This is a genomic window from Rhodococcus sp. 15-725-2-2b, from assembly GCF_002259075.1.
Classification (GTDB): Bacteria; Actinomycetota; Actinomycetes; order Mycobacteriales; family Mycobacteriaceae; genus Rhodococcoides.
In genome coordinates this window covers 426176-442360 of sequence record NZ_NPFL01000004.1, presented here as the reverse complement: position 1 = coordinate 442360, position 16185 = coordinate 426176, and the positions used below count along the sequence as shown (strand labels likewise).

The following is a 16185-nucleotide window of genomic DNA, read 5'->3' as shown; positions in this document are numbered from 1 at the left end:
GGGTTCTACCTAGATGGTGACAACCATCTTGCCGGTGTTCTCGCCCTTCATCAGGCCGATGAACGCCGAGGGGGCGTTGTTCAGACCGTCGACGACCGTCTCGTCGAATTCGACTGCGCCGCTGCCCAGCCACTCGGTCATCTTCGAGCGGAACTCTTCGGTCACGTGCGCGTAGGAGCCGACGATGAAGCCCTTGAGCGTCAGTTCCTTGCCGATGGCGAGGGCAAGGTTGCGCGGTGCCGGTGTCGGTTCGGTCGAGTTGTACTGAGCGATGGCTCCGCACATGGCAATTCGGCCGTACTTGTTCATCGAACCGATGGCGGCCTCGAGGTGCTCGCCGCCGACGTTGTCGAAGTACACGTCGATGCCGTCCGGTGCTGCCTGTCGCAACTGCTCGGCAACCGGGCCGTCGTGGTAATCGAACGCCGCGTCGAAGCCGAGCTCGAGCAGGCGAGCCACCTTGGCGGGGGATCCGGCACTGCCGATGACCCGAGATGCGCCGAGGGCCTTGGCGATCTGTCCGACGAGCGAACCGACTGCGCCTGCAGCGCCGGAGACGAAGACGACGTCGCCCTCCTTGAACGAAGCGACTTCGGTCAGGCCTGCGTACGCCGTCGTGCCGGTCATTCCGAGCGCGCTGAGGTATGCGGACGCCTTCGCGGCCGAGAGATCGACCTTGCTTGCGCCCTTGGCGGGGACGACGGCGACATCGCGCCAGCCCTTACCGTGCAGAACGGCGTCGCCGACAGCGAAACCCTCGGCCTTGGATTCGATGATCTCGCCGACGGCACCGCCGTCGAGTGGGGCGTCGAGCTGGAACGGCGGGACGTACGACTTCACATCGTTCATCCGCCCACGCATGTACGGATCGACCGACATCACGATGTTGCGGACGAGGATCTGCCCGTCGGCGAGTTCGGGAAGGTCGACGACCTCCGCGCGAAAGTTGTCTTCCGTCGGCCAGCCTTCTGGGCGGGACGCGAGGTGAATTTCGTGTGCCTTCAAGGGATTTCCTCTACTCGTCTTCGGTGACTGTGACGGTGACGTCGATGTTGCCGCGGGTGGCGTTGGAGTACGGGCACACCTGGTGGGCCTTGTCGGCCAGGGCCTGGGCGTTCTCGCGGCTCAAATTGGGCAGGGTCACCTCGAGGGTGACGGCGAGCTGGAAGCCGCCCGCGTCGTTGGGGCCGATGTCGACACGAGCGCCGACGGCCGAATCGGTGACGTCGGCCTTGTCCTGACGAGCGACCATCTGCAGCGCGGAGTGGAAGCATGCGGCGTAGCCGGCGGCGAAGAGCTGCTCGGGGTTGGTGCCGTTGCCGCTGCCGCCCATGGCCTCCGGGATGGCGAGGTCCAGATCGAGCCGTCCGTCGGAAGTGCGGGCGTGGCCGTTTCGGCCTTCACCGGTGGCCAGTGCCTCGGCGGTGTAGATCGTCTTCATGATGCTCCTTCTGTCGTGCCGGAATCGGTGTGATGCAGAGCGCTCGTCAATGCGTCGAGCGACTCCTTGAGTTTGACGAGATCGTCGACGTTCATGCCGGTCTTCTCGGCCAGCTTTCGTGGAATGTCGAGTGCCTTTGCGCGCATGGCGCTTCCGGTCTCGGTGAGGTGGATCTCGACCCGACGTTCGTCGGTGCTCAGGCGTCGGCGCTCGATGAAACCGAGGCCTTCGAGGCGCTTGAGCATCGGCGACAGCGTGCCGGTGTCGAGATCGAGTTCGGCGCAGATGTCCTTGACGCCGCGCCCGTCCCGTTCCCACAGCACCAGCAGTACGAGGTACTGCGGATACGTGACGCCGAGCTCGTCGAGCATCGGGCGATACACCGCGGTGGTAGCCCGCGATGCGGAGTACAGCGCGAAGCACACCTGACGGTCGAGTGCGAGTTCGTTGGTCACGTCAAGAATAGTAGTGCACGGTTAAGTTGTGCGCAACCTACCTGCTCGATGTGCATGGAACTTCGTAGTGGGCTACGAAGTTCCATGCACACGGGGGTCAGCTCTGCAGGGCGCTCTTCAGGCCGTCGAGTACGATCGTTGCCGCCGTCGGGCCTGCATTGAGGTACCACGGGTCGTCGTCGACGCGCACGATGTGGTTCTCGGTTGCCGCGCTCATTCCGGTCCAGAGCGGGTTGGTGGTGTACGACGCGGCGCTGGAATCGGCTCCGGCATCCTGGCTCGATACGAACACCCAGTCCGCGTTCGCGAGCTGAATTTCCTCCTCGCTGAAATCCTGCGAGGTCTTGTCGAACTGCTGGCTTTCCGGGCGCGCCAGACCGGCGTCCCAGGCGATGTATCCGGCGAACGACGGGATGCCGAACACCCGTGCCCGATCGGCGGTGAAGCGGACGAACGAGACCGTGGGTGCGCCGGTGTCGGCAAACGAACCACCCAGTGCCGCAGCGTCGGAGGTGAAGGTGTCGATGAAGGTCTGAGCCTGATCGGTTCGGCCCAACGCGTCGGCGAGAAGGAGGAAGTCCTGCTTCCAGTTCACTCCAGTACCTTCGGTGAGCACGGTCGGCGCGATGGTCGAGAGCGTCGGGTAGATGTCCTCGGAGCCGGTCTTGTTCGCCAGGATGAGGTCGGGTTCGATAGCTGCGATGGCCTCGATGTCGACCTCCTGTCGGTTGCCGACGTCGACGAACTGCGACATGCGATCCGCGTACTGCGGGAACGAGAAGCTGATGTAGTCCGGGACCAGCGCGGCGCCGTCCCCGTAGGCGACTCCGGTGGGTACGACGCCCAGGGTGAGAGCTGCGTCGAGCTGGCCGGTGGCGATCACGACGATCTTCTTCGGTTCGGCGGGGATTTCGGTCGAGCCGCCGAAGTGGCCGACCGTGCGGGGGAACACGCCGTCCGCGGCACCGGAACCCATGCCGTCGGGGATGCCGGTCGGGCCGGGGGCGTCGGTGGCCGCATCGGCTGTGACCGACGTCGACGCGGTGGAGGGAGTGGCCGTCTGCTCGGCGGTGCCGCCGCAGGCGACAGTGGTCAGTGCGGTGACCGCGGCGATCGTGGTGGCCAGGAGTAGACGTTTCACTTCGTTCTCTTTCACAGATCGGGCGTAGGCAGGTAAGCCTAGCCTGTACCTGGCGAACGAGGTGAGCGGAACTTCGTAGCAGGGGTCGAAGTTCCGCTCACCTGGGTCAGCGCAGCGCGGCCGCCGCCTGCACCATGTTTCTCAGCGACCGCTCGACCTCCGCCACGCCGCGGGTCTTGAGTCCACAGTCGGGGTTGACCCAGAGTCGTTCGGCAGGAACTGCTTTCAATGCCGCCCGCAGCGATTCGGTGATCTCGTCGACGCTCGGCACCCGCGGTGAATGGATGTCGTACACGCCGGGGCCGACACCGAGGTCGAATCCGATCGAGTTCAGGTCGTCGAGTACTTCCATGTGCGAGCGGGCCGCCTCGATCGACGTCACGTCGGCGTCGAGGTCGGCGATCGCGTCGATAATCTCACCGAACTCCGAGTAGCACAGATGCGTGTGAATCTGCGTGTGGTCGGACACGCCGGATGTCGAGATCTTGAACGATCGCACGGCCCAGTCCAGGTACGCCGCTGTGTCTTTCGAGCGCAGGGGGAGGAGCTCACGAAGGGCAGGTTCGTCCACCTGGACGATTCGAATACCCGCTGCCTCCAGATCGATCGTCTCGTCGCGAATCGCCAGGGCGATCTGGGCTGCGGATTCGGCCAACGGTAGGTCGTCTCGGACGAACGACCACGCCAGAATCGTCACCGGGCCGGTCAACATGCCTTTGACCGGCTTGTCGGTGAGCGACTGCGCGTACTCGGACCAGTGCACGGTCATCGGTTTCGGGCGCGAGACGTCGCCGTACAGAATCGGCGGCCGAACGCACCGAGATCCGTACGACTGGACCCAGCCGTTCGACGTGGCCGCGAAGCCACTGAGCTGCTCGGCGAAGTACTGCACCATGTCGTTTCGCTCGGGCTCGCCGTGGACCAGCACATCGAGGCCGATCTTCTCCTGCAGTGCAACGACATCGGCGATCTCGGATTGCATCCGGGATACGTATTCGGCGTCGTCGATCTCACCGGTGCGCAGGGCTGCCCGAGCGAGTCGAATCTGCGTGGTCTGCGGATACGAACCGATGGTGGTCGTCGGCAACGACGGCAAGTCCAGTCGCGCAGCCTGAGCCCGGCAGCGTTCCTCGGCCGGGGTGCGGTCGACGGAGATTCCCGCGTCGAGACGTGCCCGAACGGCCGCGTCGTGCAGACGAGGGTCGGTGCGACGAGTCTCGAGCGCGGCTCGGGCCTGCTCGAGCTCGGACGACACCGATTCGGTGCCCTCTCGCAGCGCCCTCGCGAGGACGGCCACCTCGGCAACCTTCTCGGTACCGAAGGCCAGCCAGGATCGGAGCGGATCGACGATGTCGGTCTCTCCGTCGAGGGTGTACGGAACGTGCAGCAGCGAACACGAACTCGACACCGCGAGCGTGCCGGCACTACCCAACAGGCTCGCCAACGTTGCCAGCGCCTTGTCGAGATCCGTCCGCCAGATGTTGCGCCCGTCAACGACGCCCGCGACTATGTGCTTGCTCGCGAGCGCAGGTATCACGGCAACGTGCTCGACGGTGCCCGGCACCGTCAGATCGATCGACAATCCCTCGATACCGGTCGACGCGAGCACGGGCAGTACCGCACCGAGGTCACCGAAGTACGACGCCAGCAGTATGGCAGGCCTCGTCGACACTGCGCTCAGGTAGTCGTAAGCCTTCTTCGCACAGTCGATCTCGTGCTGCGTGCGGTCGGCCACGAGCGCAGGTTCGTCGAGCTGGACCCACTTCGCCCCGGCATCGGCGAGGTGTGTCAGCAGCTCCGCGTACAGCGGCAGAATCTCGTCGAGGCGGTCCAGTAGCGGGGCGCTGCTGCCGACTGCCTTTGACAGCAACAGGAACGTCACCGGTCCCAGGACGACCGGTCGAGCCGGGACATCGAGCGCGCGAGCTTCTTCGAGCTCGGCGAGCACCTTCTCGGGATGCAGTGAAAAGGTTGTCGCCGGGGAGATTTCGGGCACGAGGTAGTGGTAGTTGGTGTCGAACCACTTGGTCATCTCCAGTGGTGCGACGGTCTCGTTGCCTCGGGCGGCGGCGAAACAGCGGTCCAGCTCGCTGTTGATGCTCCGAACCCGCTCGGGTAGTGCGCCGAGCATGACCGCGGTGTCGAGCACGTGGTCGTAGTACGAAAAGGTGTTCACCGGAACGGAATCGAGTCCGGCAGCGACGAGTTCTCGCCAGGTGTTCTCGCGCAACGTCCGCGCGACGGATTCGAGTGCGGCTGCGTCGAGCGTTCCGGCCCAGTAGGATTCGACGGCTTTCTTCAGTTCTCGGTTCGGTCCGATACGGGCGGAACCGAGCACGGTGGCGGTGAATTCGATACTCACGGTAGTTCTCCAGGTGACTGCTGCATCGATGGCGCACCGCCTTCTCGGGCGCGCGAATCCCGGAGAGCCCCACGAGCAGCCGTACCAGGGTTACGCGCCCATTCCACGAGGCGGTGAACCGCTGCGCACGGCGTGCACAGCACAGACGGCAGGTATTCGGACTCGCGGGCACGTGGACGAACAGTCCACTCCTACTGGCCGTCGCTTCCCGAAGAGGCCTCTTCAGTGCTGTTGACGGCGGTCGTTCCTGCATACCGCTGCGGGACAGTCCCGGATTCTCACCGGGTTCCCTCTCACGACGCGCCGTACCGCACGCATCGCTTCGGCGCCGTGGTGAACTTCGGGGCTCCTCATGACCACCTGGCGAACCGACTGCAGGGACGAGCATAGATGCATCGACGAAGCGTCTGCTACGGTGCTCTCATGCAGCGCACGTATTTCTGGTTTAGCAGGCCGGCCCCGGGTGGGTCAGCCAGCGACGCCATGCGCTGAACTTCCACCCCACGAGCCGGATACAGACCGGCTCGAAGTGCGTGTGGAGCATGAGGAGCCGGCCTGGGAACAGGAACGCCCTCTCATGACACTCTCTCTCGACACCCCACCTCTCGACGATCAGCGGACCATCAGCATCAGTCCGTTGATCGCTCCGTCGGTGCTGCGCCGCGAGCATGCCGTCGACGACGCGATCTCGGCCACGGTCCGTACCGGCCGCGCCGGTGTGGTCGACGTGCTGGACGGCCGCGACGATCGGCTGATCGTCGTCGTCGGCCCGTGCTCGGTGCACGACACCGCCGCTGCTCTCGACTACGCCCGACGCCTCGCCGCCAAGGCATCCGAACTGGGCGATCGCCTGCACATCGTCATGCGCGTCTACTTCGAGAAGCCGCGAACGACGCTGGGCTGGAAGGGTTTGATCAACGATCCGCACCTCGACGGCAGCTTCGACATCAACGCCGGTCTGCGAGTGGGACGCCAACTGCTGCTCGACATATCCGCGCTCGGTCTGCCGGTCGGGTGCGAGTTCCTCGACCCGATCACCCCGCAGTACATCGCAGACCTGGTCAGCTACGGCGCAATCGGTGCGCGAACGGCGGCCAGCCAGGTGCACCGGCAGCTGTGCAGCGCGTTGTCGATGCCGGTGGGGATCAAGAACTCCACCGAGGGGGACATCCAGGTTGCGGTCGACGGCACCCGCGCTGCCGCCGCGAGCCACGTCTTCCCCGGCACCGATCTCGACGGTCAGGCGGCTCTCATTCGCACTGTCGGGAACCCGGACTGCCACGTGATCCTGCGCGGCGGTGTCGACGGGCCGAACTACGACGCCGAATCGGTCGCCGATACCGTTGCGCGACTGCGTAAGTCGGGTCTGCCGGAGCGGGTGGTCATCGACGCCAGTCACGGCAACAGTCGTAAGGACCACAACAAGCAGGTCGACGTGGTCACCGACGTGGCCGCTCGGGTGGCGGCAGGCGAACACGGCATCGTCGGACTGATGCTGGAGAGCTTCCTGGTCGCGGGCCGTCAGGATCTCGAACTCGGCCACCGGGACGAGCTGGTGTACGGGCAGTCGATCACCGACGCCTGCCTCGATTGGGACACGACGGCAACGCAGTTGGACACGTTGGCCGCAGCGGTGGTGGAGCGTCGGAACTCGATCACCGCTCGTTGACGAACCCGGCCCGTCAGCGAACCCCGCGCGGTCGGAACTGCACGCTGATGCGTGGGCCGGTCGCGCGGGTCGACTTGGGAATCGCATGCTCCCAGGTGCGTTGGCACGAGCCGCCCATCACCACCAGGTCCCCGTGGGCCAGCGTGAACTTCAGCGAGGTTCCGCCGCCACGCGGTCGAAGCATGAGTTGACGTGTGGCACCCAGCGATACGATCGCGACCATGGTGTCCTCGGTGGCGCTGCGGCCGATGTTGTCGCCGTGCCAGGCGACGCTGTCGGATCCGTCGCGGTAGTAGCACAGTCCGGCGGTGGCGAACGATTCACCGAGTTCGGTGCGGTAGTGATCGTCGAGCGCATCGCGTGCGTCGTACAGGGCTGCGTCGGGCCACCGTTCGCGCTCGGCGTAGAACCGAACCAGGCGCGGCACGTCGACCACGCGGTCGTACATCTGCCTACGTTCGGCTCGCCAATCGACGGCGTCCACCAGCGAATCGAACAGGTGGGTACCGGCCAACCAGCCCGGTCGAACGTCCACCCACGCCCCGAGTGTGAGTTCGCGGCGGGTGACGGACTGCAGCGATCCGACGCCACCGTCGTCGTCACCGAACAGGGAGCCTTGCATCGCGAGCGACATGGATCGACTGTATCGAACAGGTGTTCCCATTGCCAGTGAGTGGCGGTATCGTGCCCGCATGGGATACGGACTTCAGGTTGTGGTCGACAGCTCGAACCCCCATGCGCTGGCGAAGTGGTGGGCGCAGACGCTGGGCTGGCAGGTCGAACCGAGCGACGAGAGTTTCATCCGTGAGATGGTCGCCGCGGGCCACGTCCGCGAAGAGGACACGACCGTCTTCGAGGGCGTTCTGGTGTGGCGGGCGGGCGCCGGCATCTCGGATCCCGAGTCGCCGGGCAGTCCGCGGGTGTTGTTCCAATCGGTGCCCGAACCGAAAACGGTGAAGAACCGGTTGCACCTCGACATTCGCGTCGGCGACGAGCGCGAGACGGTGGTCACGCAACTGCAGGCCCGGGGTGCATCGGTACTGCATCGAGGACATCAAGGCCCCAGTGTCTGGATCACCATGACCGATCCGGAGGGCAACGAGTTCTGCGTCAGTTGACTCGGTAAGCACCGGGAGTCTGGCCGGTCCATCGCTTGAAGGCCCGGCGGAAGGCACTGGGCTCGGAGAACCCCAGGCGGGTCGAGATGTCGTCGACGCTGTCGCCGCGACTGAGCCCGGAGATCGCTGCATCGCGCAGTACTTCTTCGCGCAGTTGGTTGATGGAGGTGCCCTCTTGCCGAAGAATTCGTCGCAGGTGCGGTGGGCTGATGTTGAGCATCGCCGCGATCTCCTCGGTTCCCGGTGCTCCACCTTTGAAACCGGTTTCCAGGGCGCGGCGGACCTGGCTCGACGCCGTACTGTCGTAATCTCGAGACGAGAACAATAGATTGGGCGACTCCGCGAGGTAGTCCGCCAGCGTCGCCTCGGTCTGCACGATCGGTGCCCGCATCACCGCGCTGTCGAATTCCAGTGTGGCCAGATCGGTTCCGAACTCCACATGAGTGCCGAAGATGGCGTCGTACATCTTTCCCGCTTCGGGTCCCGGCAGCGGGTAGGGCAGTTGGACCGACAGAAGTTTGACCCGGTTGCCGATGAGCCACGCCGCGAATCGGTGCAGCAGAATCAACAGGAAGTCGGTCAGCAGTCGCTCGGCGAGTTCGTTTCCCTCCGGGCTCAGGTGGGTGGTGGGGGTGACGTGCACGGTCAACACCGTGGATTCCTCGGTTCGGTCCATCGTCATGGGGCGCACCGGAATCAGCACCCGCATGGTCTCGGACATCCGAACCAGCGCAGCCCACAGGTTCTCGGTGTGTATCAGCGTCTGGCACACCACGCGAAAGCTGCCGCGTCGCACCGGAACTGCGGCGAGGCCGAACAGTTCGTCGCCGGTCATCGCCCAGACCGCCTGGGTGAACGCGGTGACCTGCCGGGTGGTCAGGCGCTCCGCAGGATTGTCGAGGATGGTGGAACCGATGCCGGCCATCGACAGCGGGTAGGTCAGGTCCACCCCGCTCTTCGTCGCGAGGTCGACGGCCTGCCTGACGAAGTACGCCGGGATCGTCGGTTGCGCAGTCACAATTTTCGTAGCCTCTCGGCTGCGTCGGCGAGAACCTCGTCCTGCTTGCAGAAAGCGAAGCGCACCAATGATTTCCACGGACCCGGCTCGTCGACGAACGCGGTCACCGGAACCGCCGCCACGCCGACCAGGTCCGGGAGGGCACGGCAGAATTCGTAGGCGTCACCGCGCCCGATCGCCGCGATGTCGGCACAGACGAAATACGTTCCCGCGCTGTACTTCACATCTGCTCCTGCGGCGGCGAGCGCGGCCGAGAGCGTGTCCCGCTTGCGTTGCAGGCCGTCGCGCATCGTGGCTATCCAGGCCTGTTCGTGCTCGAGCGCGTAGGCCACGGCCGGTTGGAAGGGAGTACCGCCGACGAAACTCATGAACTGTTTGGCGGCGCGGACGGCGTCGATCAGTTCGGCAGGCCCCAACGCCCACCCCGTCTTCCACCCGGTGGCGTTGAAGGTCTTGGCGGCGCTCGACACGGTGACGGTTCGCTCGAACATCCCGGGCAGTGTCGCGATCGGCGTGTGTACGCGGCCGTCGAAGACGAGATGCTCGTAGACCTCGTCGGTGAGGACCAGCAGATCGTGTGCCACCGCGATCTCGGCGATGCGGATCATGGTGTCGCGGTCGAAGACCGTGCCGGTGGGATTGTGCGGGGAATTGACGATCAGCATGCGCGTGCGAGGCCCGATGGCGCGTTGGAGGGCGTCGGTGTCGACGGTCCACCCGTTGCCGTCGGCGACCAGCGACACGGCGGTCCGGGTGGCACCGGCGAGAGCGATGGCGGCGGCATAGGAGTCGTAGAACGGCTCGATCAGCAGGACGTCGTCGCCCGGCTCGATCAGACCGAGGAGGGACGCCGAGATCGCCTCGGTGGCACCGACGGTGACGAGTATCTGCGAATCGGGGTCGTAGCGCAGACCGAATCGCGCCGACCGGTCCTCGGCGATGGCAGCGCGCAGCACCGGCATGCCAGGGCCGGGGGAGTACTGGTTGAGGCCACTGGCGATGGCCTGGCGCGCGGCTTCGAGCATGGCGGGTGGGCCGTCGGTGTCGGGGAAGCCCTGCCCGAGGTTGACGGCATTCTTCTGGACGGCGAGCGCGGTCATCTCGGCGAAGATCGTCGATGCGAACGGGCGCAACCGTGCCACTGTGCGCGAGGGGAACGACTCGGACATTCCTGCAGCGTAGTTCACAGACGGCAGCCGGTCGTTCGCCCTGCGTCTGTACTGTGCCTGTCATGCGATTCGGATTGTTCGTGCCACAGGGGTGGCGTCTCGATCTCGTCGGTATCGACCCTGCCCGGCAGTGGAGTGCGATGCGCGACCACGCACTCGCCGCCGAGGCCGGTCCGTGGGAATCTCTGTGGGTCTACGACCACTTCCATACCGTTCCCACCGCGACCGACGAGGCCACGCACGAGGCCTGGTCGCTGATGTCCGCGTTGGCCGCGTCCACCTCGCGGATCAGGCTCGGGCAGATGTGCACGGCGATGGCGTACCGCAACCCGGCCTACCTGGCCAAAGTTGCTGCCACCGTGGACATCGTGTCGGGCGGCCGCGTCGAGATGGGCATCGGCGGCGGCTGGCACGAGCACGAGTTCCGAGCCTACGGTTACGGATTTCCCTCTGCCGGAGAACGATTGGGCAGGCTCGACGAGGGTGTGCAGATCTTCAAGCAGGCATGGACGGCCGGCGAGGTATTCCTCGACGGAAAGTACTACGAGATCGACGGTGCCGTGGTGCGACCCCTGCCGTTGCAGGAGGGCGGCATCCCGCTGTGGATCGCGGGTGGCGGCGAGAAGGTCACCCTGAAGATTGCCGCGAAGTACGCCAACTACACCAACTTCGACGGAACCCCCACCGGTTTCGCCGCCAAATCCGCTCTGTTGCGTGAGCACTGTGCAACCGTGGGTACCGATTTCGATGCCATCGTCCGCTCGGCGAACTACAACGTCGCCATCGGTGCAACCGAGGCCGAGGTGGAAGACCGACTGCGCGCCCTCGAAAGTCGCCTGACCGAGTACGTGGGTGCAGAGAAGGCGCAGGGTGCCCTCGACGCGTACCGCGGGATGCCCGCAGTGGGAACTCCTGAGCAGATCGTCGAGAATCTGACGGCGCTGCAGGAACAAGGGATGACGTACGGCATCTTCTACTTCCCCGAAGCGGCGTACGACCGGTCCGGTATCGAACTCTTCGAGCGCGAGGTGATCCCCGCCCTGGCCTAGGCCGGGGATGCGGTTCGGTTCAGCGCAGGTCGTCGGGGAGATCCGCAGGATCGATGAGCAACTGCTGGTTCTTGGCGGTGCGGACCTTCTCCGACAGGCCGATGTTGGCGTGCAGCAACGCCCACTCGCCCTCGGTGATCTCCTCGACTGCCCGCGCGATGACCCCCGGATCGGTGGTTCCCCATGCGATGGGCATTGCCGTGGCCAACTGCCACGTTCGCCCACCGGTGTTGCGGCCACGGTCCGCGAGAACCGACACCGCAGGCACCTGAGCGCCCCGCTCGACGGCGTGGCCGGGAAGCGTGCGCACGACGCGGGTGATCAACACGTAGTGCGGCTCGTCCACCTCCGGCTTCGCGATGTCGATCAGAGCCAGCAGTATCGCTCCACTCGGTAGCTTCTCGGCCACCATCGCCGGCACCAGATCGCCTGCAGCATATTGCGATTCGATGGAACCCATCTTTCGGGGTGCCCACAGCATCACCCAGAGCGAGGTGGCCGCACCGATCAGGAACACCGCGCCGAGGATGTACGACCACGGAGCGGCGATCCAGATGAACCAGGCCCCGAGCGCGATGAGGAACACGGCGGTCAGCGCTGCGGAGGAACGCAGCCGACGAAGCTCGGTGAACGTCTCGTTGACCGACTTCGCGTGGGCTACGTCTACAGGGAACTCGAACTTGCGCACAGAGGTATTCCTAGCACGGCCCCGAGCGGACCCGACGTCTCAGATCGCCGGACCGAGCAGATCGTCCGCGTCGGTGATGCGGTAGGCGTAGCCCTGTTCGGCGAGGAAACGCTGACGGTGGGCTGCGTACTCGGCGTCGAGGGTGTCGCGGGAGACCACCGAGTAGAAATGCGCCTGACCGCCGTCGTGCTTCGGCCGGAGCAGCCGGCCGAGGCGCTGCGCCTCTTCTTGCCTGGAGCCGAACGTTCCCGAAACCTGAACTGCCACAGAGGCTTCCGGAAGGTCGATCGAGAAGTTCGCCACCTTGCTCACCACGAGTGTCTGGATCTCGCCCTTGCGGAACGCGTCGAACAGCACCTCGCGCTCCTTGTTCTTGGTCGAGCCCTGAATGACCGGAGCGTTCAGCGCTTCACCGAGCTCGTTCAACTGATCGAGATACGCGCCGATGACCAACGTCGGAGCGTCCTGATGTTTGGCGAGGATCGACTTCACGACGGCGATCTTGGTGTGCGCCGTCGAGCACAGCTTGTAGCGCTCCTCGGGCTCGGCGACGGCATAGGACATGCGCTCGGCATCGGTGAGGGTGACGCGAACCTCGATGCACTCGGCAGGCGCGATCCAGCCCTGTGCCTCGATGTCCTTCCACGGAGCGTCGTACCGCTTGGGTCCGATCAGCGAGAAGACGTCGCCCTCGCGGCCGTCCTCGCGGACGAGGGTCGCGGTGAGGCCGAGGCGTCGACGGGACTGCAGATCGGCCGTCATGCGGAACACCGGCGCGGGGAGCAGGTGCACCTCGTCGTAGATCACCAATCCCCAGTCGCGGGAATCGAAGAGCTCCAGGTGCTTGTACTCACCCTTGGTGCGACGTGTGATCACCTGATACGTGGCGATTGTCACAGGGCGAATCTCCTTGCGCTCTCCCGAATACTCACCGATCTCGTCCTCGGTGAGCGAGGTGCGTGCGATGAGTTCGCGCTTCCACTGCCGACCGGCGACGGTGTTGGTGACCAGAATCAGCGTGGTCGCCTTCGCTCGGGCCATCGCGGCTGCGCCGACCATCGTCTTGCCGGCACCACAGGGCAGTACCACCACTCCCGAGCCACCGGCCCAGAACGAATCGGCCGCCATCTCCTGGTAGTCGCGCAACGTCCAGTTGCCGCCCTCGGTGTCGAGCTCGATGGGGTGAGCTTCGCCGTCGACGTAGCCGGCGAGGTCCTCGGCAGGCCAGCCGATCTTGAGCAGCATCTGCTTGACGTGGCCGCGTTCGGACGGATGCACGATCACCGTGTCCTCGTCGACCATCGCGCCGAGCATGGGTGCAATCTTCTTGTGCCGCATCACCTCTGTGAGCACGGCGCGGTCCAGACTGATCAGGACCAGACCGTGTATCGGGCTCTTGACCAACTGCAACCGGCCGTAGCGCGCCATGGTGTCGACGATGTCGACCAGCAGCGGTTGCGGCACCGCGTAACGCGAGAAGTTCACCAGCGCGTCGACCACCTGCTCGGCGTCGTGGCCCGCGGCACGGGCGTTCCACAGGGCCAGCGGGGTGATGCGATAGGTGTGCACGTGCTCGGGGGCACGTTCGAGCTCCGCGAACGGTGCGATGGCCGCCCGCGCTGCGCCCGCGAGTTCGTGATCGACCTCGAGCAACAGCGTTTTGTCGGACTGGACGATCAGCGGGCCGTCGGTCACGGTTCCTCCTAGAGACATCTGTTGCGCCCGAAAGAGCGCAACTTCTCCATTGTCCACAGGTAGGGGCGCGCGTGCACGTGAGCCCGGTCTACTCGACCAGTGCGACCGAGGTGATGCGATGCAGGGTGAAGCGTCGAACCCCACCGGTTGCGGGGTCGAACGCGTCGAGTTGGCCGCCGCCGATGCTGATCGGATCGACGATGCGATGGGTGGCCACGCCCTGGGCGTCGACGTAGCCGATGCTCACGCTCCGTTTGACCTTCGCCGCGGTCTGCAGCAGCGTCATCGTCGCGGTGCTGCTGGCCCGAGATCCGTCGGCGCGCACCACCGCGCCGCCGTTGCCTGCCGCTCTGTCGGCTGCGCGCATTCCACGCACCAACGAACCCAGCTGTTCCTCGGTCGGGACGGCCGGAGTGCGGAACGTCTGGCGTGGCCGCCTGGCCGATACCCTCGACCCGCGGGCACGCAGATCGACGATGGTGCCGGACGAGTCCTCGCCCGCAGGCGCGAATCCCGCTCCGGCCAGGACCGTGAGCACCTCGGCGAGCGGGGCCTGTGAGATCGCGACGGTCGGAGCCAGTGCCCTCAGGGCCAGGGATTCGGCTGCCGGCGACGCCATCACCTCGGCCAGCAGAGCCGGGTCCTCGCATCGAACGAACGACGCGGCGACGCCCGCTCGTAGGCGGCCGTGCCGACGAGCCACATCGTCGATCAGATAGGTCAAGGCCTGGGGCACCGGCGTGCGCGAGTGGGTGGCGAACAACGTGTGCAGCTCGGAGGCGCTCAGTCCCACATCGAGAGCGCGGCGCAGGCTGGTGTCGCTGATCCGGTACATCGTGGCTGCGCCCGCGGATTCCACATCGGCGACCAGTTCGATCCGATCCTGCAGGTCCGGCTCGAGCGGGCCGGGTGCCACCAGCGTGAGATCGGCTTGCACCAGGACGTAGTCGATGGGCTCGGGCAGGGCCGCACGCATGTCGGCCTCGGCATTGCCGTCGTGCAGAAGGGAGCGTCCCGGGGTCGAGATCGCCCCGCGGGCGACGATGCCGAGAGCCGTTGCTTCGGCGAGAACATGTCCGACGGGGGTGACGCCGAAGCGTCCCGACCACCGGGGTCGACGCCACGCCAGGGTGCGGGCGAGATCGGCGGGCTGTGCTGCGTGTCCGCTGCCGAGTTCGGCGAGCAACTCGAGAATCATCCGTCGATCCCGGGGTGCGGCCGGGGATCGGACTTCGTCGGACAGGGCGGCGATGGGCTTGTCGTTGGGGTCACGCATCCCGATGACCCACGGTGCCCGTGGCACTTCGAGCCAGGCGGAGGCGAGGGTGTGCCAGCGGGCAGCGGGGGCCGCGGTGAGCCACGCGTCGACGGCGGGTGTGGGTGCCCAGTAGTCGTCGCCGTTGTCGGACGCAGGCACCGGGTCCGGTGTTCCGCTCGAGATGAGATGGGCGGCGGCCAGTAACTCGACGAGGATGCTCACTCGATCGTCGTCGAGGCCGGTGGCCTTGGTGATCTTGCGGAGCTCGCGCACTCCGAGGCCGCCGGCCTTGAGGGCGGGTGCAGGCGAGGCCGACAACGCCTCGATCACGGCCACGCAGTGTCGGTTCAGCTCCAGTGCCTCTCCCGCGGCAGCGGCGTCGACATCGGCGAGCGAATAGGTGCTGGTGGCGAGCTTGGGTTCGGCGAGCGAGCGTGGGTCGGACATCGGTTCGCCGCGCAGGATCTGCCCGACCTGGACGGGAAGCTCGACGGTTTGCTCGTCCAACCAGATCAGTAGGCCTGCGGCGAGCAGCTTCTGGACGGGTCGATCGGGCGGTGTGCCCGGTGCGGCGTCTCGGGTGCGGCCGGTCGGGGACGATCTGGCGAGGGTGTCGAGAAGGCTGCGTTCGCCGTCGCCGAGCTCGGCCAGAGCCGCGGTGATGTGTGATTCGGTGAGGTTGTCGACCGGGTCGAGTGCGCGGCCGATGCGCCACGGCACCGCGTCCGCCGCGGTGGCGCTGATTCGGAAGCCGGCTGCATCGCCCCACACCAGCAGGCGTTCGCGCAGCTGGGCCAGTGCCCTGTCCACGCTCTTGGCCGGTGCGCGTTTGGCGACCACTGCCAGCAGCGCGGCGCGAGTGACGGGTCGTTCGTACGCTTCCTCGATGGCGAGGATCTCGAGGATCGTCAGGGCCAGGGTGTCGAGGGTGTCCGCGGTGTGCAGGATCGATCGGCGCTGCTCGGCCCGTCCGGCCAGCACGGCCAGGGATGCGGGCGGCGGCGCGGTCAGATCCGGACGCAGCGACATGGCCTTGATCAGCTCGGCGTCGCTGCGAGCTGCGATCCATTGCGGCAGATCAGGAGGCGTGTCGGTGTGTCGGTGCGCAGTCGTGTCGGTCAT

Annotated in this window: 14 protein-coding genes and 1 riboswitch; of the genes, 3 read left to right on the top strand and 11 right to left on the bottom strand. The window is 66.0% G+C overall.

Annotation, left to right across the window (positions count from 1 at the left end; genetic code table 11):
* Positions 1-9: 9 nt before the first annotated feature.
* From CH306_RS03870 to metE, 5 genes are all read right to left on the bottom strand, one after another.
* Positions 10-1005 (bottom strand): NADP-dependent oxidoreductase, encoded by a 996-nt coding sequence (locus tag CH306_RS03870; RefSeq protein WP_094631136.1) that lies wholly within the window; start codon positions 1003-1005, stop codon positions 10-12.
* A 10-nt stretch (positions 1006-1015) separates the two neighbouring features.
* Entirely contained in the window at positions 1016-1441 is a 426-nt protein-coding gene (locus CH306_RS03865) for an organic hydroperoxide resistance protein (RefSeq protein ID WP_027495882.1), read from the bottom strand.
* Positions 1438-1896, bottom strand: a complete 459-nt coding sequence (locus CH306_RS03860) for a MarR family winged helix-turn-helix transcriptional regulator (protein WP_032395865.1) — start codon at positions 1894-1896, stop codon at positions 1438-1440. The genes CH306_RS03865 and CH306_RS03860 overlap by 4 nt, the downstream gene beginning before the upstream one ends.
* Positions 1897-1993: 97 nt before the next feature.
* Positions 1994-3037 (bottom strand): ABC transporter substrate-binding protein, encoded by a 1044-nt coding sequence (locus CH306_RS03855; protein WP_045200282.1) that lies wholly within the window; start codon positions 3035-3037, stop codon positions 1994-1996.
* A gap of 106 nt (positions 3038-3143) precedes the next feature.
* On the bottom strand, positions 3144-5399 hold the full coding sequence (gene metE / locus CH306_RS03850; protein ID WP_094631137.1) for a 5-methyltetrahydropteroyltriglutamate--homocysteine S-methyltransferase: 2256 nt from the start codon (positions 5397-5399) through the stop codon (positions 3144-3146).
* 130 nt (positions 5400-5529) lie between these two features.
* Positions 5530-5727: riboswitch (cobalamin riboswitch) on the bottom strand.
* 249 nt (positions 5728-5976) lie between these two features.
* Here metE and CH306_RS03845 point away from each other — a divergent pair.
* Positions 5977-7068, top strand: coding sequence for a 3-deoxy-7-phosphoheptulonate synthase (locus CH306_RS03845; RefSeq protein ID WP_094645833.1), 1092 nt, complete (start codon positions 5977-5979; stop codon positions 7066-7068).
* 13 nt (positions 7069-7081) lie between these two features.
* Here CH306_RS03845 and CH306_RS03840 read toward each other — a convergent pair whose 3' ends face one another.
* Positions 7082-7702, bottom strand: coding sequence for an alpha-ketoglutarate-dependent dioxygenase AlkB (locus CH306_RS03840; RefSeq protein WP_094645702.1), 621 nt, complete (start codon positions 7700-7702; stop codon positions 7082-7084).
* A 58-nt stretch (positions 7703-7760) separates the two neighbouring features.
* Here CH306_RS03840 and CH306_RS03835 point away from each other — a divergent pair, with 58 nt between their 5' ends.
* Entirely contained in the window at positions 7761-8186 is a 426-nt protein-coding gene (locus CH306_RS03835; RefSeq protein WP_094645832.1) for a VOC family protein, read from the top strand.
* Here CH306_RS03835 and CH306_RS03830 read toward each other — a convergent pair.
* Positions 8179-9204: an AraC family transcriptional regulator gene (locus CH306_RS03830; protein WP_094631138.1), complete on the bottom strand. Its 1026-nt coding sequence runs from the start codon at positions 9202-9204 to the stop codon at positions 8179-8181. The two genes, CH306_RS03835 and CH306_RS03830, sit on opposite strands and share 8 nt — an antisense overlap.
* On the bottom strand, positions 9201-10373 hold the full coding sequence (locus tag CH306_RS03825) for a pyridoxal phosphate-dependent aminotransferase (RefSeq protein ID WP_094645831.1): 1173 nt from the start codon (positions 10371-10373) through the stop codon (positions 9201-9203). The genes CH306_RS03830 and CH306_RS03825 overlap by 4 nt, the downstream gene beginning before the upstream one ends.
* Before the next feature lie 62 nt (positions 10374-10435).
* Between CH306_RS03825 and CH306_RS03820 the strand changes: the two genes are divergently transcribed.
* Positions 10436-11422: an LLM class F420-dependent oxidoreductase gene (locus CH306_RS03820; RefSeq protein ID WP_094645701.1), complete on the top strand. Its 987-nt coding sequence runs from the start codon at positions 10436-10438 to the stop codon at positions 11420-11422.
* 19 nt (positions 11423-11441) lie between these two features.
* On the opposite strand, the gene CH306_RS03815 is transcribed toward CH306_RS03820, so the two are convergent.
* The 3 genes from CH306_RS03815 to CH306_RS03805 form a co-directional block, all read right to left on the bottom strand.
* Positions 11442-12110, bottom strand: a complete 669-nt coding sequence (locus tag CH306_RS03815; protein ID WP_032395859.1) for a DUF3239 domain-containing protein — start codon at positions 12108-12110, stop codon at positions 11442-11444.
* Between the two features lie 39 nt (positions 12111-12149).
* Positions 12150-13805 carry a DNA repair helicase XPB gene (locus CH306_RS03810; protein WP_032396285.1) on the bottom strand — a complete coding sequence of 552 codons (1656 nt, stop codon included), beginning with the start codon at positions 13803-13805 and terminating at the stop codon, positions 12150-12152.
* Positions 13806-13893: 88 nt separating this feature from the next.
* Positions 13894-16185, bottom strand: coding sequence for a helicase-associated domain-containing protein (locus CH306_RS03805; protein ID WP_094645700.1), 2292 nt, complete (start codon positions 16183-16185; stop codon positions 13894-13896).

Bases quoted from the DNA above. Each gene is read 5' to 3' on its own strand.
- CH306_RS03840 (WP_094645702.1), bottom strand. From the start codon at position 7,702: ATGTCGCTCGCGATGCAAGGCTCCCTGTTCGGTGACGACGACGGTGGC.
- CH306_RS03845 (WP_094645833.1), top strand. From the start codon at position 5,977: ATGACACTCTCTCTCGACACCCCACCTCTCGACGATCAGCGGACCATC.
- CH306_RS03865 (WP_027495882.1), bottom strand. From the start codon at position 1,441: ATGAAGACGATCTACACCGCCGAGGCACTGGCCACCGGTGAAGGCCGA.
- CH306_RS03820 (WP_094645701.1), top strand. From the start codon at position 10,436: ATGCGATTCGGATTGTTCGTGCCACAGGGGTGGCGTCTCGATCTCGTC.
- CH306_RS03805 (WP_094645700.1), bottom strand. From the start codon at position 16,185: ATGACCGACACGACTGCGCACCGACACACCGACACGCCTCCTGATCTG.
- CH306_RS03835 (WP_094645832.1), top strand. From the start codon at position 7,761: ATGGGATACGGACTTCAGGTTGTGGTCGACAGCTCGAACCCCCATGCG.
- CH306_RS03825 (WP_094645831.1), bottom strand. From the start codon at position 10,373: ATGTCCGAGTCGTTCCCCTCGCGCACAGTGGCACGGTTGCGCCCGTTC.